We start from the raw sequence: 22,268 nt of genomic DNA, 5'->3' as shown, positions 1-22,268 counted from the left end.
GCTCCATTTCCCCTTTAACCTCTTATTTTTTTGCTACCGTTTCCCCCGCGCGTAATTTCTCTGCAATATCATCAATTTTACGCAAACGATGATTAATACCCGATTTACTAATTTTCCCCCCGGATACCATCTCACCTAACTCTTTCAATGTTACATCTTGATAATCTCTTCGTAATTGCGCAATTTCTCGTAATTTATCCGGCAATATATCAAGACCAACTGTCTCATCAATATAACGGATATTTTCAATCTGCCTTAGCGCTGCACCAATTGTTTTATTTAAATTAGCTGTTTCGCAGTTCACTAAGCGATTTACAGAATTACGCATATCACGTACGATTCGAATGTCTTCAAATCTTAAAAGTGCATTATGAGCACCTATAATATTTAAAAACTCTGTAATCTTTTCTGCTTCTTTCAAATACGTAATGTACCCTTTTCTTCTTTCCAACGTCTTACTATTTAAATCAAATCCGTTCATCAGTTCACATATAGCATCATTATGTTCCTTATATAACGAAAAGATCTCTAAATGATAAGATGATGTTTCTGGGTTATTTACTGAACCACCTGCTAAAAATGCACCGCGTAAATACGATCGTTTACAACATTTCTTCTCAATTAATTCTTGTGATATATTTCGAATAAATGAAAAGTCGTCTCGAACGATATGAAGATCAGCTAATATTTCGCGTGACTTCTCAACAAGCCTTACGATATATACATTGTTTTTCTTCAATCGCATTTTTTTACGAACAAGTAATTCTACCGTCACGTCATATCCTTTTTTCAAAAGCGTATAAATCCTTCTTGCAATTGCCGCATTTTCCGTTTGAATATCGATTGATAGACGACGGTTTGAAAAAGAAAGCGATCCGTTCATGCGAAGTAACGCTGATAATTCTGCTTTCTCACAGCATTCCTTCATCTCCAGATTCGTCAACTCTTTCTTTGTTTCTGATGCAAATGACACAGTCAACACCTCCTTATACGATTATTGTGGAACAAAAATCTTGTCCTATATGAAATGAGGAGCGTTACCTCAAACGAGGCAACGCACATCTACAACAGTGAATATAAAATAGAAGCTAGTTTTAATGTATCGTGTCTTACAACACGGTCATCATACTTCGCTAATTGATCTTGAATCACATTAATATTATTTTCAGTAAAACGCTCTTCATCTACTACAACTGGTGCTGACATTTCTTCCTCATATAACTGACGTAATTCACAAGGAATATCACGGTTATTTACAATTGCAGTATCGATAAATGGTTCACCTAAATGATCATGTAACGCCTGCACATGATCAAACGCAGTATATCCCATCGTTTCACCAGCTTGCGTCATAACATTACACACATATACCTTCTTTGCTTTTGCAGCAAGAACAGCGTCCCCAATTTTGTTAACAACTAAATTCGGTAATATACTCGTATACAAACTTCCTGGACCGAAAACAAGTAAATCAGCTCGTTTAATTTCAGTCAACGTTTCATGTAACGGCTCTACATCTTCTGGAGTTAAAAAGACACGGTTAATTTTCTTTCCGAAATAAGGAATCTTTGATTCACCTGTTACAATTTCTCCGTCTTCTAGTTCCGCATGTAGTACTGCACTTTGATTCGCTGCTGGTAATACACGCCCTCTAACATTTAAAACTTTACTCGTTTCTGTAATAGCATGGAAGAAGTCTCCTGTAATCGAGGTCATACCTGCCAATAATAAATTTCCTAACGCATGACCTTTCAGCCCATCTCCCGTTGTGAAACGATGCTGGAATAAAGCTTCCACCAGTGGCTCTACATCTGATAACGCAACAAGTACGTTACGAATGTCACCTGGGGGTGGAATTTCTAGCTCATCACGTAATCTACCTGAACTGCCACCATCATCAGCGATTGTAACAACTGCTGTAATATCAACCGGATATTGTTTTAATCCTCGTAATAAAACAGAAAGTCCAGTTCCGCCTCCCATGATGACAATTTTAGGTTTTCTCTCTTTTTTCATCCCTTAATGGCCCTTTCTCTTCTCCACATCACGATGAGATACATGAACACTATACTCTGGTTTCAAATGTTTCCCAAGGTATTCTGTAAGCGTAACAGAACGATGCTGTCCACCTGTACATCCAATTGCAATTACAAGTTGACTCTTGCCTTCTCTTTTATAATGAGGCAGCATGAAAGTGATAAGATCAGTCAATTTCTCTAAAAACTTATGCGTCTCATTAAATTTCAGCACATACGATGAAACTTCCTCATCTAGTCCTGTTAATGGCTTCATATGTGGAATGTAATATGGATTTGGTAAAAAACGAACATCAAATACTAAATCTGCATCAATTGGAATACCGTACTTAAACCCAAATGACATAACATTTACACGAAATGCTTGCTCAGTTTCAGTTGAAAATAGGTGAACAATTTTTTCACGTAATTCTTTCGGTTTTAAATCAGATGTATCAAGCACAATATTCGCGCGTGCCTTCATATCTGTTAATAAATTACGCTCTGCTTCGATTCCCTTTAACGGCAGACCAGTTGGTGCAAGTGGATGCGAGCGTCTCGTTTCTTTATAACGAGTTACAAGTGTGCTATCTTTCGCATCTAAGAATAAAATATGAGGAATAATCCATGTACGTTCTGATAAATCATCAAGCGCTTCCCATAAATGTTCGAAAAACTCTCGGCCACGTAAATCAATACCAAGTGCTACTTTATTCATTTTTCCTTTTGAATCCGCCATAAGCTCAATAAACTTTGGCAATAACATCGGTGGTAAATTATCTACACAGAAATATCCTAAATCTTCAAAACTTTGTAAAGCTACTGTCTTTCCAGCTCCAGACATTCCTGTAATAATTACCATTTTTATATCATTATTCTCTGTCATCGTATCCTCTCCTTGACGGTTTAACTCGGATCTAATCGATATGAAAGCAACTCAAAATCTGGGGTATATACAAATGTACCGTAGATTATGCCATTTCCTTTAATTAAATAATCAATAATGTGATAATCTCCTGGTGCCATTGCTAAATCATCAATTTTATCAAATGTATGCCAACCAATGATGCCTTCTTCGCTCTCTAGTTTGTTTTCTCCTGCAAAATCTGTCGCTAAAAAGGAGAACATCATCCATTCAGAAACAACTTTATCACCTTCTTGGATGACAAAGGTGAAGACCCCCTTTAACGCTGGGTTCTTTAAATAAATACCTGTTTCTTCACGATACTCGCGAACAACGGAATCTCTTACAGTCTCACCACGCTCCATTTTCCCGCCTGGTGCAACCCACCAATTCCGGCGAGGTTTTTGGAGTAAGAGTACTTCATTATCTCTAATTAACACACAGTTTGTCACTCTTTGCATGTTTCTTCACCTCAGCTACTTGCAGCAAATTTCTCACTGCATACTCATTTCATTATACTATCAAAAACAGTTTGCTACAACGAAGGAGCCAGTCCCCCTTTCGCTAAACACTGCTACTCAACAATTTTAAAAAAGCTTTTTATAACAAGCAATGTAAATGCCTGGACTTTCAATATATAGCATGAAAAATCCCCTTAACGACTTTTATCGCCAAGGGGACTCCAGCCCTTATTTCTTACCGAAATAAGTAACAATCGCAAATCCTAAAATAAAGGTAATAATTGAACTTATAATTGAAAATCCTCCAGTTGGAATACCAGGGAACACAATTACAATCGAACCGATAACTAGTCCAATAATTGCCGCAAATGTCATACTTTTATATCGATCTAATAAGAAACTAATTCCTTTACTACTTACAACGAACCCTACCATAACGCCAGCACCAATAACTGCAATTAAAGGTAAGTTGAGTGTAGTTAAAGCATTAATTGCTGTCGGATATACACCAATAATTAATAAAATAAACGATCCGCTAATTCCAGGAAGTAACATCGCCATACTAGCCATCCATCCTGCGAAAAATAAACCAATTGCATTTAAAATTGTTAACGTCGTAATTGGATCTGCTGTCTTATCTGGTTTAAAGAAAGCTGTGATGGCAACAAGAATTGCTGCAACGATTAATAAAACAATGTGCTTACCTTTAAACGACGACTTTGCATCAGCTTCTCTCATTAACATCGGTAATATACTAATAATTAAACCGAGGAAGAAAAATTGAGTCGGTTCATAATGATTTGCAAGTAAATATTTAATAATGTGACTTAACGTTAAAAATGCTGCTGCCACACCAGCTGCAAGTGGAATTAAAAATCCTAAATGTTTTTTCCATTCACGACTAAAGAATCCGCTAATTGCCGCAAGCAATTGTTCATAAATCCCTAACACAACAGCGATTGTACCGCCGCTCACACCAGGAATTAAATCACTAACGCCCATACAAAATCCACGATATATATTACGCCATTCCATACTGAATAAATTCCTCATTTCTTATAGTGATTTTTTCCGTAAAGTCCAGTATATCAATAAGAAAGCTTATAATCCCAATATTTTTTGACAAAACTTTGACATTTTCACACAAAAAAAGAAGAAAGCTCCTATCGGTAGCTTTCTTCTCAAAAGGTATATTATCCCTTATTTTTCTGATACAGTTTTTAGTTCTTCTAATAATTCTTCTACGTAATGTTGTGCACTTTGTGCTGCAATACTACCATCACCTGTTGCAGTTACAATTTGACGTAGCATTTTTTCACGAACATCACCAGCTGCGAAAATACCAGGAACTTTCGTTTCCATACGCTCGTTTGTTTCAAGGTAACCATTTTCATTTGTAATACCTAGTTCAACAAATGGTTTTGATAGTGGTAACATACCGATGTATACGAATACGCCGTCAGTTTTGACTTCTTTCTCTTCTCCACTGTTTACATCTACAAGTGTTACACTTCCTACTTTACCATTTGCTTCGTTAATTTCTTTTATCGTGTGGTTCCAAATAAAGTCTACTTTTTCGTTTTGGAAAGCACGATCTTGTAAAATTTTCTGTGCGCGAAGCGTGTCACGACGGTGAACGATCGTTACTTTTGATGCGAAGCGTGTTAAGAACACACCCTCTTCAACAGCAGAATCTCCGCCGCCAATAACTACAAGTTCTTTCCCTTTAAAGAATGCGCCATCACATACCGCACAATATGATACACCGCGGCCGCCAAGTTCTGTTTCACCTGGTACACCAATTTTTTTATACTCTGCACCACTTGCAACGATAATTGCACGTGCTTTATATTCTTTTTTACCAGCAATAATTGTTTTGTATTCTTTACCATCGATGACTTCTTTCACATCACCGTATGCATATTCAGCACCAAATTTCTTCGCATGCTCGAACATTTTATTTGATAAGTCTGGTCCTAAAATAGACTCATAACCTGGGTAGTTTTCTACATCTTCTGTATTTGCCATTTGCCCGCCTGGAATACCACGCTCAAGCATTAATGTGCTTAAATTCGCACGAGATGTATATACTGCAGCTGTCATACCAGCTGGTCCTGCACCAATAATAATGACATCATAAATTTTTTCTTCTGACACACTATTCACTCCTATCCATTCCTACACAATTAAGTTACCCTCATTATACTGTTCGCATCATTTTTTTCCCAATGATTTGCTTATCTATGTGTGCGTACGCTTAACAGCTTGCACATACTTTCGAACAGTCGCTACAGATACATTATACACATCTCCGAGCTCCGACTGTGTCATCTTATTTCCTTGTTCACTGCGTACGATATATTCAACCGCAGCTGACCAGCCGTATACATTTGTAAAAACTGCCCCAGATGTATATAAACGTATAAACGTACAAAACCAAAATTGTAAACACTCTTCGATTAATTCATCATCTTTTTTCGTATAATTGTATAAAGCATCCGCGATTCGCGCGCACTGTTCAAATTGCTGTAAATCAGCTGGAATACTCTTATGGCTATTCAGTAAAAAGAAATACTTTGCAAGTTGCGATACGATTGGAACACCATTCTTCGCCTGCGTTACATCAAAGAAGAATCCAACCTTCTCCGGCGTTGATAATTCATTCATTAAATATAAAGCTAGCATTTGTTCCTCTAGCGTCGCACTTTGCTGGAATGATTTTCGTAATTCTTCAAATAACACATTTTGTCCTTCATCCGCTAAATTCAATGCATTCCACGGTTCTTTTCCCTTTTTATCAGGGTGCAATTCTACAACATGTTGCCACATTTTTTCAGCTACTTGCTGATCTTTCACCATATACGCAGAATATGCAAACCAATAATAGAAACTAACGTCTCCTTCGTATCCTTGACGCTTTAATAATTTGAACCATTTATATGCAGGCTCGAAATGACCAATTGTTGCAAGTGTCGTCCCAAGTTTCAAACGATGTTCAAACGAAATCGGATATACCGAAACTAACTGAGCAGCTAACACCTCTACTTGTTTATGCTCTCCAATTGAATATAGAAAAATAAGTGTATTACAAAGCGCATGTATATTACCAGGATTTTTCTCTAAAATCATTTCCGTTAATTTCAGCGCCTTATCTACATTACCAGATTGAAAATGCGCAATAGCTAAATTATTATGCCCCGACCAAAATTCCGGATAGTCTTTCGTAACAATTTCTAATGTAGCAATTGCTTCTTCCAATTGTCCGTTACGAATATAACGATTGGCTTCTTCCTGCATAACAATTAAATCATCTTCATCCTCAATCTCTTCCGCACCCATCGCTTCTTCTTCCATAATTTCAAGTAATTCTAATGTATCTTCAACAAATTCCTTCTCTTCTGCAACTTCTAAATAGCGATCCGCATACTTCTTCGCCTGCTGAAATAGACCCATATACGCATAATTATTTGCAATAAAATAATAACACTGTTCAAGTTCTGGATTAGATCTAACAAGCTTAAAGAAGGTTTGATTCGACTCTTGATATTCACCAGCCTCAGATAATACTGTTGCTAATTGACATAAAATAAACGGCTCCTTCTCGCTTTGTGCCGCTCTTCGAAAATATTTAATTGCATCTTGCAATTTTTGTCCTTTGTAAGCCCTCATCCCTTTTTTATAAAAGAAGTCCGCTAATTGATTAAAAGAGATAACTTGTCCGTTCTCCTTATATATTCTTTGATTTTTCCCCATATATCCTCCAGTTTTTTGTTTTCTTCGTTCACACATTCTTCTATCTATAAGTATAAACGATTCCGTAAAAAACAAAACAGTATATTATACTCAATTATTTCCTTTTTATTCATTAAAAAAGAAGAGAAATGTTACATTTCTAGTATGAACCTTCTCTAGCCTCCATTTGCTCTTTCGTATAAATAACACGCATTGGATTCCCACCCACGAAAGCACCGCCTGGCACATCTTTATGAACAAGTGTGCCAGCTGAAACAATCGCGCCATCCCCAATTTTCACACCTGGTAATATAGTCGTATTTGCCCCGATCATCACTTCGTTTCCAATAACGATTTCCCCAAGTCGATATTCGCGAATTAAATATTCGTGCGCTAAAAGCGTCGTGTTATAGCCAATAATCGAATTATCTCCCACAGTTATCTTTTCCGGGAACATAATATCCGGCATTACCATAAGCGCAAACGATGTTTTCTTTCCTACTTTCATCCGCAAAAAGGTGCGGTATAACCAATTCTTGACCGATAAAAAAGGTGTATAACGTGCAATTTGGATAATCATAAAGTTTTTCATTACCTTCCAAAAAGACACTGTTTTATACACGTTCCATAATGAATTTTCTCCTGAAACAGGATAGCGCGTTGTCCGTCGCACTTCACTCGCTCCTCTACTTATCTTTACGAACGATTCATGTCGGACAAAATCGGCAATAAATCACTCATTTTATCTAGCATAAAGTCTGGCTTGTAAGCCTCTAAATACGCTCTACCTTTCAATGTCCATGAAACCGCAGCTGTTTTCGTACCCGCATTTTGTCCGCCAACAATATCATGATGATTATCCCCAACCATCAATGCTTCTTCCGGTTTCGCATCTAATAACTGAAGCGCTTTTTGAAGTGGCTCTGGATGTGGTCTCACATGCTCGACATCATCAATTGTCACAACAACATCAAAAAACTCATCAAGCTTCGATAACTTTAATCCCATCTCAACAGTTTGTCGTGCTTTCGTTGTAACAATACCAACTTTATAACCTTGCTTCTTCAACTCTTGAACTGTTTCATATACAGTTTCATATTCTTCTACTAATTCATCATGATGATCATGGTTAAATTGACGATAGCTCGTAATTAACTCTTCAACCTTACTTTCATCAATCTTGCTGAAAGTGTCATGTAAAGATGGACCGATAAATGGCAATACATCCTCACGCTTATATTGATTTGGATAATATGTATGTAAAGTATGTAAAAAAGAAGAAATAATAAATTCATTTGTATTAATTAACGTTCCATCTAAATCAAATAACACTGTATTTATTTTCATTGCCTTAGTCCTTTCTCTTTCCTGAATATGAAAGAAGCAGCATCTTATAATAAGATGCTACTTTTCTCTAATTTTCTAAATATCTTTTATCAGCTTGCCCCATTTTTCGTCTCACAATAATGAAAATAATAGAAATAACAACAAGTCCAATTGACATTACTTGTGCAATACGAAGTGGCCCTAGCATTAAACTATCTGTACGTAAACCTTCTACGAAGAAGCGTCCTATTGAATACCAAATTAAATATGTGAAGAATAATTCCCCACGGCGCAAGTTCACTTTTCGTAATGCGAGTAATAAAATGACACCTGCAAAATTCCATAATGATTCATATAAAAACGTCGGGTGATAGTAAACACCATCAATATACATTTGATTAATAATGAAATCCGGTAAATGAAGGCCTTCTAAAAACTGTCTCGTTACCTCATCACCATGTGCCTCTTGGTTCATAAAGTTTCCCCATCGGCCAATTGCTTGTCCTAGTAAAATACTTGGTGCAGCAATATCCGCCAACTTCCAGAATGAAACTCCGCGACGTTTCGCAAAAAGAATCCCTGTAATAACAGCCCCGATTAAGCCACCATGAATCGCCAAGCCACCTTGACGAATATTAATAATTTGACTCGGGTTTTGCGCGTAATATTCCCATTCAAAAATAACATAGTACATTCTCGCAAATAGAATAGCGATCGGTACTGCAATTAATACAAGGTCAACAAATGTATCTTTGGGAATACCTAGCCTTTCTCCTTCGCGAGTTGCTAGCCAAAGACCTAATAGCACACCTGTACCGATAATAATCCCGTACCAATAAACAGGAAACGGTCCAAGTTGGATAGCTACGCGGTCAAGCTGTGGTACAGAACCTAACAGCATATGTATGACCTCCCTCTCCAATGTTTACTCCTGATTTCCTAACTCAATCGCACTCATTAATCGTTCTGAGAACTGCTGTGCTGCATTGACTCCCATACGTTTTAAACGGAAGTTCATCGCTGCCACTTCAATAATAACAGCTAAGTTTCGACCAGGACGAACTGGAAGTGTAATCTTCGTAAGTTCTGTATCAATAATCTTCATCTTCTCTTCATCAAGACCTAAGCGATCATAATTTTTCTTTTGATCCCAAATTTCAAGATTAATAACAAGTGTAATACGCTTATAATTTCGCACTGCGCCTGCACCGAATAACGTCATAACGTTAATAATGCCTAGACCACGAATTTCTAATAAATGCTCAATTAAATCTGGTGAGCTTCCGACTAACATGTCTTCATCTTCTTGGCGAATTTCTACACTATCATCCGCAACAAGGCGATGACCACGTTTTACAAGCTCAAGAGCTGTCTCACTTTTACCGACACCACTTTGTCCTGTAATTAAAACACCAACGCCGTAAATATCTACTAACACACCATGAACAGCTGTTGTTGGTGCTAACTTACCTTCTAAATAATTTGTTAAACGACTTGATAATCTCGTTGTCGTTTGAGAAGAGCGTAATAAAGGCATGCCCGATTCACGCGATGCTTGCAGCAACTCATCTGGTACATCTTGATTACGAGTTACAATAATACATGGCGTCTCCTCAGTACAAAGCGCTTTCATTCTCTCTTGTTTTTGCTCTGACGTTAACGTGTCAAAGAACGTCAGCTCCGTCTTTCCAAGAAGCTGCACGCGATCAGCTGGATAATATGTAAAAAATCCTGCCATTTCAATTCCAGGTCTTGATAAATCACTTGTATCAATCGGACGATGAATTCCTTCTTCACCACTTATTAACTCCAATTGAAATTGTTCAATTAAATCTTTTGTCCTTACTTTCGGCATATGTATAAACCTCCACTCCGCTGCGGGTTCAGTCTCATTTGATGTAAAATTCCATTCTATCGGATATTGTACCATTTTTTTCTGGAAACAAGAAATACGGTTTCTAATAAATAGAAAAAAACATTTCATACATATCATGAAATGTTTTTCTTTTTGTCATTTTCTCTTTTTTTCATATAAAGGTTCCACAATTGCCTTTTCAATAATCATATTAAAAATTGAAATACAAATTGCCGCAACGATCGCTACACCGAAACCTGATATATTAAATGCGTCTCCTAATAATGAATCTGCTATTTTTAACGTAATCGCATTAATAACAATTAAGAAGAAACCGAAAGTTACAACAGTAATTGGTAGCGTAATTAAAATTAAAAACGGTTTTACGAACACATTTAAAACAGCCAAAATAATACTCGCAATAATTGCAGTTTGTATATTTGCTACGTAAAACGCGTCTGGTGCAATCCCTTTTAAAAGTCCCGATACAGCGATTAACACAACGCTATTTACAAGAAGTGATACAATCCATCTCATTTTCTTACACATCCTTTTAAACATATATCTTTCATCATACGCTAATAGACAATAAACGCAAGTATGATACGGACACTTATATCAACTTATTCTACTCTTCATGCTTGTATACCTACTAGCACTTCTTTGCGAAATAAGGCCCACACCATCTATGTTCATGCGTTTTTACAAAAGTCCAAGTGAACTCTCTATCTACAATGTAAATATCGCCTTTATACATATCATCCATACTTAATAAACTTGCATCTTTTATTAGTAGTACATCATCACAGTGTTGATAGAAGATGTAGCACTCCTTTTTCACTTCATTATGAAACGCGTTTTCCGCTTCTTCTCCCTCTAAACACTTCTTTTTCCTCATCACTTACATGATTTTCAAAGTTATCCTCCCAGCGCTTGCGAAAACATACACCTCAACTTTGAAACTCTCTCACCTTCATATTTTTCTTTCTTAAAACATCTATAAACTCCATGTTCTCCCCCTATGAACGAAAAACCGAGTGTCATTGCCACTCGGTTTTTCATAATACCTTATTGTGATAGTTCTACTTCTTTTATCTTCTCTTTCATTCTTGCTTTATCACGATTTAAAATCTCTTTTAAATACTTACCCGTATACGAGCGCTCTTCTTTCACTACTTGCTCTGGCGTTCCGGAAGCAACGATTTGTCCACCTTTGTCTCCGCCCTCCGGTCCAAGGTCAACGATATAATCCGCTGTTTTTATCACATCTAAATTATGTTCAATTACAAGAACCGTCTCACCACTCTCAACAAGACGTTGCAACACTTCTAGAAGACGTGCAATATCATGAGCATGTAAACCAGTCGTTGGCTCGTCTAAAATGTATAGTGTACGTCCTGTAGAACGACGATGCAATTCAGAAGCTAATTTCACACGCTGTGCTTCACCACCAGATAACGTCGTAGCTGGTTGCCCTAATTTCATATAACCAAGTCCAACATCTACAAGCGTTTGAAGTTTACGCTTAATTTTTGGGATATTAGCGAAGAACTCTACTCCGTCTTCAATCGTCATCCCCAACACTTCAGAAATATTTTTATCTTTATATTTCACTTCTAACGTTTCACGGTTGTAACGTTTACCATGACAAACTTCACACGGCACATATACGTCTGGTAAGAAGTGCATTTCGATTTTTATAATTCCATCACCACGGCACGCTTCACAACGTCCACCTTTTACATTAAAGCTGAAACGTCCTTTTTGATATCCGCGTACTTTCGCTTCATTCGTTTGAGCAAACACATCACGAATATCATCAAACACACCTGTATAAGTCGCTGGGTTAGAACGTGGTGTACGTCCAATTGGCGATTGATCAATATCGATTACTTTATCTAAATGCTCAAGACCTTTAATTTCTTTATGAGTACCCGGCTTCGCTTTCGCTTTATATAACTTTTGCGCTAACGATTTATATAGTACTTCATTAATCATCGTACTTTTACCAGAACCAGATACACCCGTTACCGCTACAAACGTACCAAGCGGGAATGACATTTTCGCGTTCTTTAAGTTATTCTCCTTTGCACCGACGATTTCCACTTTTCGTCCGTCACCTTTACGTCTTTCAAGTGGAACTGGAATAAACTCTTTACCGCTTAAATACTTACCGGTTAGCGAATTCTCGTCTTGCATCACTTCAGCTGGTGTACCTGCTGATACGACTTGTCCACCGTGAATACCTGCGCCAGGCCCGATATCAAGTAAATAATCAGCTGCCATCATCGTATCTTCATCATGCTCAACAACAATTAACGTATTACCTAAATCACGCATTTCTTGCAATGTACGAATAAGACGATCGTTATCGCGCTGATGCAAACCGATAGAAGGCTCATCAAGAATGTAAAGTACGCCAGTAAGACGAGAACCAATTTGCGTTGCTAAACGAATACGTTGCGCCTCACCACCTGATAAAGTTCCTGCGGCACGACTTAACGTTAAATAATCTAAACCGACGTTCACTAAGAACCCAACGCGCTCCTGAATTTCTCTTAAAATTAAATGAGCAATTTTTTGTTGTTTCTCTGTTAGCTCCACACTTGAGAAGAATTCCTGTACTTCTTGAACAGAATATTTCGTTACATCAGCAATCGTTTTTCCGCCAACGAAAACAGCTAAACTCTCAGGCTTTAAACGTCCACCTTTACACTTCGGACAAGCTTGCTCTGCCATATACTTTTCCATTTGCTCACGAACGTAATCCGAACTCGTTTCACGATAACGACGTTCAATATTTGGAATAACACCTTCAAATAAAATCTCATTTTCCTTTACTTGACCAAATTCATTCACATAACGGAAATAAACTTTCTCTTCTCCGCTTCCGTACAACACTTTATCAAACAAATCTTTCGGTATATCTTTCACAGGCACATCCATATCAACGCCGTAATGATTACATACAGATTGTAAAAGTTGTGGGTAATATTGTGAACTTGTCGGCTCCCAAGGCGCAATCGCATGTTCATTTAATGATAAATCCCAGTTCGGAATAACAAGTTCTAAATCTACCTCTAACTTTGAACCAAGCCCATCACAAGAAGGACATGCCCCGAAAGGACTATTGAATGAGAACATACGCGGTTCTAATTCTCCAATTGAAAAACCACAATGCGGACAAGCATGATGTTCACTAAATAGAAGTTCCTCTTCTCCCATAACATCGATTAGCACTCGTCCCCCGCCAAGCTTTAATGCACTTTCAAGAGAATCTGCAAGACGGCTTGCGATCCCTTCTTTTACAACAATACGGTCTATTACAACTTCAATGGAATGCTTCTTATTTTTATCTAACGCAATATCTTCAGACACATCAAGCATTTCACCATCAACACGTACACGAACATATCCTTGCTTCTTAATATCTTCAAGCACTTTCACATGTGCACCTTTACGACCAGAAACGATAGGAGCTAGCACTTGTAATTTCGTACGTTCAGGATATTCAAGTACACGGTCTACCATCTGCTCTACTGTTTGTGACGTAATTTCAATGCCATGATTCGGACAAATCGGTGTACCAATTCGCGCAAATAATAAACGTAAATAATCATAAATCTCCGTTACCGTTCCAACAGTTGAACGCGGATTACGACTCGTCGTTTTTTGATCAATTGAAATTGCTGGTGACAATCCTTCAATCGTATCTACATCCGGTTTATCCATTTGCCCTAAAAATTGGCGTGCATACGCAGATAACGATTCTACGTATCTGCGCTGCCCTTCTGCATAAATCGTATCAAATGCTAATGATGATTTCCCCGAACCAGACAATCCCGTTACAACGACAAGCTGATTTCTCGGAATGGTTACATCAATATTTTTTAAGTTATGTGCTCTAGCACCTTTTACAACAATAAAATCCTTGCTCTTACTCACTCTTTTCACCCTTCCGCTTTTAATTCTAATAGTAAATCTCTTAATTCAGCTGCACGCTCGAAGTCTAACGCTTTTGCTGCTTCTTTCATTTCTGCTTCCATCTTCGCAATTGTCTTTTCACGCTCTTTTTTCGTCATCTTCTTAGCTGGCGTTGCTTCATATGTTTCCGGCTCTTCAGCAGCTGTCGTTGCACGGATTACATCACGCACACCTTTTTGAATCGTTTTCGGCGTAATACCATGCTCTTCATTGTAAGCTTCTTGTATACTACGACGACGCTTCGTTTCTTCAATCGCAATTCCCATCGATCTCGTTATACGATCTGCGTACATAATAACGCGGCCGTTTTCATTACGTGCTGCACGGCCAATTGTTTGAATTAATGAACGTTCTGAACGCAAGAATCCTTCCTTATCAGCATCTAAAATCGCTACAAGGGATACTTCTGGAATATCTAATCCTTCTCGCAATAAGTTAATACCAACGAGAACATCAAACTTACCAAGGCGAAGATCTCGTATAATTTCAATACGTTCTAACGTTTTCACTTCAGAATGCAGGTAATTCACCTTAATTCCTACATCTTTTAAGTAGTCTGTTAAATCCTCTGACATCTTCTTCGTTAAAGTCGTAATTAATACACGTTCATTTTTTGCAATGCGATCTTGAATTTCTCCTAATAAATCGTCAATTTGCCCTTCAATTGGTCGTATATCAATTGGCGGATCTAAAAGCCCTGTTGGACGAATAATTTGTTCTATTACTTCTGGCGACTGCTCTAATTCATACGGTCCTGGCGTTGCTGAAACGTAAATAACTTGATTCGTTTTCTCTTCAAACTCATCAAAAGTGAGCGGTCTATTATCTAAAGCTGATGGCAGACGGAATCCATGATCCACAAGTACTTGCTTACGCGCTTGGTCCCCGTTATACATCGCTCTTACTTGCGGCACTGATACGTGCGACTCATCCATAACAATTAAGAAATCTTCCGGGAAATAGTCTAATAACGTATACGGCGTTGCCCCCGCTGGACGAAGTGTTAAATGACGGGAATAGTTTTCAATACCTGAACAAAAGCCCATCTCACGCATCATTTCTAAATCATAACGTGTACGCTGCTCTATACGCTGCGCTTCTAACAACTTGCCGTTATCATTTAATTCCTTTAAACGCTCTTCTAGTTCTTTTTCGATATTTTCAATAGCGACCTTCATCTTTTCTTCACGTGTAACGAAGTGAGATGCTGGGAAGATTGCTACATGATCACGTTCTGCTAATACTTCCCCCGTTAAAGCATTTACTTCGCGAATACGATCAATTTCATCGCCAAAAAACTCAATTCGAATACAATGCTCGTCAAGTGATGCCGGGAAGATTTCAACTACATCTCCGCGCACACGGAATGTACCACGCTTGAAATCAATATCATTACGACCATATTGCACATCAACAAGTTCACGAAGCAATTGATTGCGATCCTTTTCCATACCAACTCGAAGTGAAACAACTAACTCGCGGTATTCTTCTGGAGAACCTAAACCATATATACACGAAACACTCGCAACGATAATTACATCATCCCGTTCAAATAATGCAGACGTTGCCGAGTGACGCAATTTATCAATTTCATCATTAATCTGTGCGTCTTTTTCAATAAACGTATCTGTTTGCGGCACATACGCTTCTGGTTGATAATAATCGTAATAACTAACAAAATATTCAACTGCATTATTTGGGAAAAAGTCTTTCAACTCACTATATAACTGTCCTGCTAACGTTTTATTATGAGCCATGACAAGCGTTGGCTTTTGCACTTCTTTAATGACATTTGAAATCGTAAATGTCTTACCCGTTCCTGTCGCTCCAAGCAACACTTGCTTTTTCTTTCCGCTATTAATTCCCTCTACAAGCTTCTCTATAGCTACCGGCTGATCACCTTGTGGGGAATACGCTGAGACAATTTCAAATTGACGTTCCAAGAAAATCCGACCTCCTCATAAAAATCTGTATTATTATTTTACCACGAATGCCCATAAAAAACCTAAAAAAACGAACAGATATTCGGTAAAGTTTTCGACAATATATATAGAAAAAGGAAGGAGAGTACACTTCCTTCCTTATCAAATCTTCTTCCGCATGAACAAACAGTAAGCACCACACTGATTAAGATTCCACTTCATTTAAAATCAGCTCTTTTTCCTACTGTCATCCTCTCCTATACAAACTATCGGTATACTAAAAAAGCTACTTTCCTCTAAGAAAGTAGCTTCTCTTTCCCCTTCTCCTTCTTCGGAAAAAGAACATATGAAAATGAAATAACTGTATCCACTAAAAGTATAATCGCCCAAACTTGGCTAACCCGACTCGCTGCTTTATTTAAAACAATTCCCGTTTCTAACCAATTACGCCATTGTTCAACCGGGGCAAGACCGTACAGAAAGAAAAAGAAAATATGCACAACAACAAACAAACTAAGGTGCAATACCCAATTTTTTATTTCCTGCTTCGCATAAGCCATACCTGTTAATTCTACCTGTTCTTCTATAATAGGCGCCGGCTCATTCCGCCATTTCGCAACTAATTTTTGCGCAAATATATCAAGCTTCTTCAAATCCTTTTTCCCGTAAAAGACTGCATACAATAAAATGATTACAGTAATGATTTGAAAGTTAGAAAACTTTCCTGTTTGATAATAGTCCACTACCCCTAAAGTTAAAATAAACACTTCATTTACGAGTAGCACAATTCCCATAATAAAACTCGCCTTTTTCAAACGAAATCCGTAACGGAGTAAAAAGAAACCGATAGCCGCTAACCAAAATACAATTTCTGCCCCAATTAAAAAATACCAACGATATTCTGCGAGCATACTCATTTAGCCCTCTCCTTTTCATCATAGATACGAAAAGCTTCATCCATATATAGTAAAAGTTCTTCTTCAATCGGATACAGACTCATTTTCTGTGAATCTTCCTTCGATTTTCTAACTTCCCATAACTTATCTAAAAACGCTTCATCACCATTAGCCATTTCTAAACATTTCTGCATTAATCTCTTCGTTGCCCCTTGTACCTCATCACTAGCTACTTCTTTACCGTCTTTCATAAAAGTACGGAATTGCTTTAATAAATCTACCCATTCTAAAACATTCGGATCTTCCTTACTCATGTTTGGTAAATTATGAAGCAATTTTTGTTCTTCCTTTGAAAATACTTCATTTTGAAATATTTCACGTATACGAGAAGACTGCTTCGAAAGCTGAATCAGTTCAAACATAACTTTCCAATCGAGTTCTCCTTCCACATCTACCGAATAAACAACTGCTTGTAAAACACTCTCCATTCGATTAAATTTCTTTTGTTCTTCTTGTACAAACCGAAGTTGTTTTTCAAGCGATTTTTTTAAATCTAACTCACCTTTTACTAACATATTCGCAGTTTCTTTTAACGAAAATCCCATTTCCTTTAAAAACAAAATTTGTTGCAAACGAATAACGTCCGCTTCACTATATAACCGATGTCCACCCTCTGTTTTACCACTCGGCTTTAATAAATCTATTTGATCATAATAACGTAATGTACGTACCGTAACCCCTGTTTCTCTCGTCAATTGTTGAATTGAAATCACTACCATCACCTCTTCTCCTTCATTATAAAAGATGACGTTACGTAACTTTCAAGTGTTTTGTAAAAAAAATACAAAAGGCTGTTTATACACTTCGTATAAACAGCCTTTACGGAAATAACCCCTTTTGCACAGCACGACCACAAAATAAAATAAGTGCCCCAACAACAACACTCGTTGCTGTTTTATGATAATGAGCTGAAACTAATAAATAATACGATAAACCTACAGTACCAAGCATAATACAAATACTCGGCACTGGATTATGAGAGAAGTTCTGCATTCCCCAAAACAAAGCAAAAATAGCCGTAGCGACACATAATACCGGTAATCCCATCCCAGTTCCCCTTTTTCTATCTATTCCTTGTTGCTAACACGCTCGTCGATGCCATACTTATTAATAGACCAAAAATAGCAATATATAATAACTCATTTACATGTACTACTGGCCTGTCTAAATACTTATTTACACAAAGATACATAATGAACAAGAAAACGAAGCTTGTCATACTAATCGTAAAATATGACTTCATCTTATTCACAACTCGCTCATCAATCGACGGTATTCCCTCTTCTTTCAAACGCTTCTGTTCTCTATATTCCGCAATGCCATATAAAATGACTAGTGCTACATTCGATATGAAAATAGTTCTCCATGAAATACTTAACATTATTAAACTCGCATTTAAAATAAGCTCCGCTAAAAATAAACTTCCTATAAACCTTATAACATCTTGCTTACTCATACATGATCCGCCTCTTTTTGATTTCTATACTTCCACTTCGGCCAATAGTTCACAAGAAAATACACCCACTGTCCTAGTACAAATAAAACAAGCGGCATACCAGCACTTCCGTAAACAATTAAATTGTACAAACTCCATATGGCTAAACTAATCGCTAAAAACAACCCTAAATATTTAAACGCTTTATCTGACTGAAATCTCTCAAACTCATCCTGCATTTTTCATTCCTCCTATCACTATGCTCGTTTGCCTACCATAACTCCTATGATGAGACTGCCTGCAAATAAGGAACTACATATTATAAATATCTCTTGTACAGGTATAACAGTCCTGCCTATCACCTTGCTCGCAACAATATAAACGATAAGCAACAGAAATGCGAATACAAATGAAACATTTACATATTTTTTTATATTTTCATTTACTCGCTCATCTATATCGGGAAGTTCTTCTTTTCTGTACTTACGATTTTTGTAATTTGTATACAACACTAGAAATACAATCGCTAAAATATTACTACATACGAGCGGTAAAATTGGTATAGCCGGATTCATAATATGAACTATAACGTCTCCCAAAAACAATCCAAAAGTCGCACCGATCAATAGCTTTTTCGTATCGTTCATTTTTCCTCCCCTTACTCTAGCGTAAATATTTCTTCCACCTTCACTCCAAAATATTTGGCAATTTTTAAGGATAACTCTAGACTCGGGTTGTAATGATGGTTTTCAATCGCCACGATTGTCTGCCGCGTCACCTGCATCGCCTTTGCCATTTCAACTTGCGTTATATGATGTTGCTTTCTTAATTCTTTAATTTTATTTTTCACACCCATAGGCTCCACCTTCAAAAGTAAAGATATCTTTACTTAAATTATAAATATTTTCCAGTTATAAGTAAAGATATCTTTACAAATTTTAGAAAAATATTTCACTGAACATCTTTTCTAACAAAGTACAGAGGGAATTAAATTTATATCAGCGATTTCCTAAATATATCAGCGCAACTGAAATTATATCGGCGATTCCCCAAATATATCAGCGCAACTCCATTTATATCGGCGATTTTTTCAATATATCGACTTACCGACAAATACCGACATCCGTAGCACTATAAACATAAGAAAGAAGCTGTCCCAAAATATCTTTTGGAACAGCTTCTTCTTCCTACTACATAAATCCTAATGCATATACAAGAACATATCCAAGCACCGATAAGCAAACCGAGCCAATTAGCCCTGCCACGAATGCTTTACTTCCTAACTTCCGGAACGTTTTAAACTCTACATTTAAGCCAAGCCCCGCCATCGCCATTGCGATAAGCATATAAGCGATGACTACAATATATCCCGCAACAACTTCTGGAATCACGCCAAGAGAATGCACCGCACTCATCGCTAAAAATCCGAAAATGAACCACGGAATTGGAAGGTCGCGCCATGATCTTTTTTCCTTGCTTCCCTCACTCTTACCAAACCATAATCCAATCAAAATCGCTACTGGTACAAGCATTGCAACGCGCGTTAACTTCACGATAACTGCGATGTCTACAGCCGTGCTTCCTCCTGGCGCCGCAGCTGCGATAACATGAGCGATTTCGTGCAGCGTCGCACCCGAGAATACACCGTAGCCGTACGGAGAAAAGCCAAGCACTGGATATAATAGCGTATAAATAAGCGTAAATATCGTACCTAAAATAGCAATGATTGCAGCCCCAACTGCTGTTTCATCATCTTCTGCTTTCACTTGCGGCGCAATTGCCACGACCGCTGCCGCGCCGCAAATTGCTGTTCCACATGCTGTTAAAATTCCAAGCTTCTTCTCTACTTTAAATACTTTCGTTAGTCCGTATACAACGAAAATCGTAAATGTAATAACAACCGCTGCGATGACCAATACTTTCGGTCCCGCCTTCGCAATATCAACAAGATTTAATCGCATTCCAAGTAAGATGATCCCAAAGCGCAGCAACTTCTTACTCGCAAAGTTCGTCCCCGCAATTGCTTCATGAGGGACTCCAATTGTCGCACGCCAAACCATCCCAATTAGAATAGCAATTACTAATTGTCCCATAATATTTAAAAATGGAAGCTCCGCTAAATATTTCGCCACAATTGCGATTAATAGTGTAATCCCAATCCCTTGCGAAAATCCAAAACGCTTCTTCTTTTGTATAACAAGTGTTTGTTCCACTTTGAACCACTCCAATAATCGTATTGGAACATGCATGTTCTTTCTACTTACATTATAAGAGAGTTTCTATAATAAGTTTAATACCAATACCAAATCTCTATCATCAGAAATACTTATGATAAGATGATAGAAAAAGAAAGGAGCAGATGATATGAACGTAGACATTTTAAAAATTTTTGTTACTGTCGTTGAGCAGAAACATTTCTCCCGTGCAGCAGAATTATTAAACCTTTCACAGCCTGGCGTAAGTATGCACATTCGCAACTTAGAAAACGAATTTGGAACTACACTCATTCAGCGATCCCCGAAGCACGTTCAAGTGACCGAGGCCGGAAACATATTATATATACACGCAAAGCAAATGCTCTCTCTTTACGAAGATGCCAAACAAGAAATTAACGAACTACATAACGTTGTAACAGGAACGCTTCGCATCGGTGCTAGTTTTACAATTGGCGAATACTTACTTCCAAAAATACTCGCTAATTATGCCAATGAAAATCCACGCGTCGAAGTTCATACCTTTATTTCAAATACAGAAGACGTTTTGCAAAGCCTTCGCTCTAATCAAATTGATATCGGCTTAGTAGAAGGTCAAGTTGTATACGCCGACGTTGACGTTGAAACGTTTATGCAAGATGAAATGAAACTCGTCGTCCCGCCAAACCATCCACTACTCCGCACAAATGAAATAAATGAAGGGACACTCCAAGATCAAGTGTGGGTATTAAGAGAAAGCGGTTCTGGAACACGTGCTTATAGCGATCGCTTTATTCATCAACACCATTTAAAAATGAAACGATTCTTTACCTTTAGTAGTATCCAAAGCGTAAAGGAAGCTGTTGCTGCCGGGCTTGGCATCGCTATCCTTTCCGATTGGACTGTACGGAAAGAGCTACTGGCAAAAGAACTATTCCACGTCGAAGTTCCAGATGAACAACTCATCCGTCCATTCTCCATCGTGCGCGGCAAATATTTTATTCCGTCTAAAGCTATTCAAGTGTTTCTAAATCATGTAAATTCTTTTGCGAAAAAACAGCATTGACCTTCACATTAGTGTGAAGGTTTACAATACATGTAAAAGGAGTGAAACGCATTGCGAATTGGGGAGTTATCAAAAGAAACTGGCGTTAGCGAAAGGTCACTAAGACATTACGAAGAAAAGGGATTGCTCCCTTCGAAGCGCCTCACAAATGGCTATCGTGATTTTGACGAAAGTGCTATCGAAAAAGTGGAGCTTATTCAAATGTACTTACAAATTGGCTTAAATTTAGAAGAGACGGCAAGGATGCTGCGCTGCCTTGAAATTGAACCGCACTTATACGACAATCCGTGCAGCAGCATCCTTACGCTTTATGAAGATAAACTTAATGAAGTAACAAAGCAAATTTCATTGCTTTCCAACATTCAAACGAATTTGCAAAAACACGTTTCACTCCTAGAACAAGCAAAAGAAAAGGAATGA

Annotated in this window: 24 protein-coding genes and 1 pseudogene; 2 read left to right on the top strand and 23 right to left on the bottom strand. The window is 37.7% G+C overall.

The window, feature by feature from the left end; genetic code table 11:
- Positions 1–22: 22 nt before the first annotated feature.
- From whiA to QCI47_RS01650, 23 genes and pseudogenes are all read right to left on the bottom strand, one after another.
- Positions 23–973: a DNA-binding protein WhiA gene (gene whiA / locus QCI47_RS01760; protein ID WP_000006561.1), complete on the bottom strand. Its 951-nt coding sequence runs from the start codon at positions 971–973 to the stop codon at positions 23–25.
- An 89-nt stretch (positions 974–1,062) separates the two neighbouring features.
- A complete protein-coding gene (locus QCI47_RS01755) occupies positions 1,063–2,016 on the bottom strand; it encodes a gluconeogenesis factor YvcK family protein (RefSeq protein ID WP_000712175.1) in 954 nt (317 codons plus the stop codon).
- Positions 2,017–2,019: 3 nt separating this feature from the next.
- Entirely contained in the window at positions 2,020–2,901 is an 882-nt protein-coding gene (gene rapZ, locus QCI47_RS01750) for an RNase adapter RapZ (protein WP_000138457.1), read from the bottom strand.
- 20 nt (positions 2,902–2,921) lie between these two features.
- A complete protein-coding gene (locus QCI47_RS01745) occupies positions 2,922–3,380 on the bottom strand; it encodes an NUDIX hydrolase (protein WP_001190080.1) in 459 nt (152 codons plus the stop codon).
- 228 nt (positions 3,381–3,608) lie between these two features.
- A complete protein-coding gene (locus tag QCI47_RS01740) occupies positions 3,609–4,415 on the bottom strand; it encodes a DUF368 domain-containing protein (protein ID WP_353811681.1) in 807 nt (268 codons plus the stop codon).
- Positions 4,416–4,580: 165 nt separating this feature from the next.
- Positions 4,581–5,537 carry a thioredoxin-disulfide reductase gene (gene trxB, locus QCI47_RS01735; protein ID WP_001288072.1) on the bottom strand — a complete coding sequence of 319 codons (957 nt, stop codon included), beginning with the start codon at positions 5,535–5,537 and terminating at the stop codon, positions 4,581–4,583.
- An 84-nt stretch (positions 5,538–5,621) separates the two neighbouring features.
- Positions 5,622–7,133, bottom strand: a complete 1,512-nt coding sequence (locus QCI47_RS01730; protein WP_000517738.1) for a tetratricopeptide repeat protein — start codon at positions 7,131–7,133, stop codon at positions 5,622–5,624.
- Positions 7,134–7,272: 139 nt separating this feature from the next.
- Positions 7,273–7,785 (bottom strand): acyltransferase, encoded by a 513-nt coding sequence (locus QCI47_RS01725; protein WP_071742122.1) that lies wholly within the window; start codon positions 7,783–7,785, stop codon positions 7,273–7,275.
- A gap of 23 nt (positions 7,786–7,808) precedes the next feature.
- Positions 7,809–8,459: a pyrophosphatase PpaX gene (gene ppaX, locus QCI47_RS01720; RefSeq protein WP_353811680.1), complete on the bottom strand. Its 651-nt coding sequence runs from the start codon at positions 8,457–8,459 to the stop codon at positions 7,809–7,811.
- Positions 8,460–8,526: 67 nt separating this feature from the next.
- Positions 8,527–9,339: a prolipoprotein diacylglyceryl transferase gene (gene lgt, locus QCI47_RS01715; RefSeq protein WP_071742121.1), complete on the bottom strand. Its 813-nt coding sequence runs from the start codon at positions 9,337–9,339 to the stop codon at positions 8,527–8,529.
- A 24-nt stretch (positions 9,340–9,363) separates the two neighbouring features.
- Positions 9,364–10,293, bottom strand: coding sequence for an HPr(Ser) kinase/phosphatase (gene hprK, locus QCI47_RS01710; protein ID WP_001127250.1), 930 nt, complete (start codon positions 10,291–10,293; stop codon positions 9,364–9,366).
- Between the two features lie 156 nt (positions 10,294–10,449).
- A complete protein-coding gene (locus QCI47_RS01705) occupies positions 10,450–10,830 on the bottom strand; it encodes a phage holin family protein (RefSeq protein ID WP_001267308.1) in 381 nt (126 codons plus the stop codon).
- A gap of 115 nt (positions 10,831–10,945) precedes the next feature.
- Positions 10,946–11,303, bottom strand: a pseudogene (locus QCI47_RS01700) (DUF4275 family protein).
- A 58-nt stretch (positions 11,304–11,361) separates the two neighbouring features.
- A complete protein-coding gene (uvrA, locus tag QCI47_RS01695; RefSeq protein ID WP_000045569.1) occupies positions 11,362–14,238 on the bottom strand; it encodes an excinuclease ABC subunit UvrA in 2,877 nt (958 codons plus the stop codon).
- Between the two features lie 5 nt (positions 14,239–14,243).
- Entirely contained in the window at positions 14,244–16,220 is a 1,977-nt protein-coding gene (uvrB, locus tag QCI47_RS01690) for an excinuclease ABC subunit B (RefSeq protein ID WP_000441046.1), read from the bottom strand.
- 275 nt (positions 16,221–16,495) lie between these two features.
- On the bottom strand, positions 16,496–17,116 hold the full coding sequence (locus tag QCI47_RS01685) for a hypothetical protein (protein WP_000062166.1): 621 nt from the start codon (positions 17,114–17,116) through the stop codon (positions 16,496–16,498).
- The gene (locus QCI47_RS01680; protein WP_309422832.1) at positions 17,113–17,874 is read right to left on the bottom strand and encodes a MerR family transcriptional regulator; all 762 of its coding nucleotides are present in this window, start codon (positions 17,872–17,874) and stop codon (positions 17,113–17,115) included. The genes QCI47_RS01685 and QCI47_RS01680 overlap by 4 nt, the downstream gene beginning before the upstream one ends.
- 100 nt (positions 17,875–17,974) lie before the next feature.
- Positions 17,975–18,202 carry a hypothetical protein gene (locus QCI47_RS01675; protein ID WP_000524119.1) on the bottom strand — a complete coding sequence of 76 codons (228 nt, stop codon included), beginning with the start codon at positions 18,200–18,202 and terminating at the stop codon, positions 17,975–17,977.
- Positions 18,203–18,218: 16 nt separating this feature from the next.
- Complete coding sequence (locus tag QCI47_RS01670; protein WP_000043107.1) at positions 18,219–18,611, bottom strand: hypothetical protein; 393 nt, start codon at positions 18,609–18,611, stop codon at positions 18,219–18,221.
- Entirely contained in the window at positions 18,608–18,829 is a 222-nt protein-coding gene (locus QCI47_RS01665; RefSeq protein WP_086707055.1) for a hypothetical protein, read from the bottom strand. The genes QCI47_RS01670 and QCI47_RS01665 overlap by 4 nt, the downstream gene beginning before the upstream one ends.
- Before the next feature lie 18 nt (positions 18,830–18,847).
- Positions 18,848–19,237 (bottom strand): hypothetical protein, encoded by a 390-nt coding sequence (locus QCI47_RS01660; RefSeq protein ID WP_353811679.1) that lies wholly within the window; start codon positions 19,235–19,237, stop codon positions 18,848–18,850.
- 11 nt (positions 19,238–19,248) lie between these two features.
- Positions 19,249–19,446, bottom strand: coding sequence for a helix-turn-helix transcriptional regulator (locus tag QCI47_RS01655; RefSeq protein ID WP_000538359.1), 198 nt, complete (start codon positions 19,444–19,446; stop codon positions 19,249–19,251).
- 334 nt (positions 19,447–19,780) lie between these two features.
- Positions 19,781–20,803, bottom strand: coding sequence for a YeiH family protein (locus QCI47_RS01650; RefSeq protein ID WP_140394816.1), 1,023 nt, complete (start codon positions 20,801–20,803; stop codon positions 19,781–19,783).
- A 151-nt stretch (positions 20,804–20,954) separates the two neighbouring features.
- Between QCI47_RS01650 and QCI47_RS01645 the strand changes: the two genes are divergently transcribed.
- Together QCI47_RS01645 and QCI47_RS01640 are read left to right on the top strand one after the other, a co-directional pair.
- The gene (locus QCI47_RS01645) at positions 20,955–21,848 is read left to right on the top strand and encodes a LysR family transcriptional regulator (RefSeq protein WP_076868051.1); all 894 of its coding nucleotides are present in this window, start codon (positions 20,955–20,957) and stop codon (positions 21,846–21,848) included.
- Between the two features lie 51 nt (positions 21,849–21,899).
- Complete coding sequence (locus tag QCI47_RS01640) at positions 21,900–22,268, top strand: MerR family transcriptional regulator (protein WP_086707049.1); 369 nt, start codon at positions 21,900–21,902, stop codon at positions 22,266–22,268.

This window comes from Bacillus cereus group sp. RP29 (assembly GCF_040459765.1).
GTDB classification, from domain to species: Bacteria; Bacillota; Bacilli; order Bacillales; family Bacillaceae_G; genus Bacillus_A; species Bacillus_A paranthracis.
This window is presented reverse-complemented; position numbering and strand designations above follow the sequence as displayed.

Bases quoted from the DNA above. Each gene is read 5' to 3' on its own strand.
- QCI47_RS01755 (WP_000712175.1), bottom strand. From the start codon at position 2,016: ATGAAAAAAGAGAGAAAACCTAAAATTGTCATCATGGGAGGCGGAACT.
- rapZ (WP_000138457.1), bottom strand. From the start codon at position 2,901: ATGACAGAGAATAATGATATAAAAATGGTAATTATTACAGGAATGTCT.
- QCI47_RS01745 (WP_001190080.1), bottom strand. From the start codon at position 3,380: ATGCAAAGAGTGACAAACTGTGTGTTAATTAGAGATAATGAAGTACTC.
- QCI47_RS01740 (WP_353811681.1), bottom strand. From the start codon at position 4,415: ATGGAATGGCGTAATATATATCGTGGATTTTGTATGGGCGTTAGTGAT.
- QCI47_RS01730 (WP_000517738.1), bottom strand. From the start codon at position 7,133: ATGGGGAAAAATCAAAGAATATATAAGGAGAACGGACAAGTTATCTCT.
- ppaX (WP_353811680.1), bottom strand. From the start codon at position 8,459: ATGAAAATAAATACAGTGTTATTTGATTTAGATGGAACGTTAATTAAT.
- lgt (WP_071742121.1), bottom strand. From the start codon at position 9,339: ATGCTGTTAGGTTCTGTACCACAGCTTGACCGCGTAGCTATCCAACTT.
- hprK (WP_001127250.1), bottom strand. From the start codon at position 10,293: ATGCCGAAAGTAAGGACAAAAGATTTAATTGAACAATTTCAATTGGAG.
- QCI47_RS01705 (WP_001267308.1), bottom strand. From the start codon at position 10,830: ATGAGATGGATTGTATCACTTCTTGTAAATAGCGTTGTGTTAATCGCT.
- QCI47_RS01685 (WP_000062166.1), bottom strand. From the start codon at position 17,116: ATGAGTATGCTCGCAGAATATCGTTGGTATTTTTTAATTGGGGCAGAA.
- QCI47_RS01680 (WP_309422832.1), bottom strand. From the start codon at position 17,874: ATGGTAGTGATTTCAATTCAACAATTGACGAGAGAAACAGGGGTTACG.
- QCI47_RS01675 (WP_000524119.1), bottom strand. From the start codon at position 18,202: ATGGGATTACCGGTATTATGTGTCGCTACGGCTATTTTTGCTTTGTTT.
- QCI47_RS01670 (WP_000043107.1), bottom strand. From the start codon at position 18,611: ATGAGTAAGCAAGATGTTATAAGGTTTATAGGAAGTTTATTTTTAGCG.
- QCI47_RS01665 (WP_086707055.1), bottom strand. From the start codon at position 18,829: ATGCAGGATGAGTTTGAGAGATTTCAGTCAGATAAAGCGTTTAAATAT.
- QCI47_RS01660 (WP_353811679.1), bottom strand. From the start codon at position 19,237: ATGAACGATACGAAAAAGCTATTGATCGGTGCGACTTTTGGATTGTTT.
- QCI47_RS01655 (WP_000538359.1), bottom strand. From the start codon at position 19,446: ATGGGTGTGAAAAATAAAATTAAAGAATTAAGAAAGCAACATCATATA.
- QCI47_RS01645 (WP_076868051.1), top strand. From the start codon at position 20,955: ATGAACGTAGACATTTTAAAAATTTTTGTTACTGTCGTTGAGCAGAAA.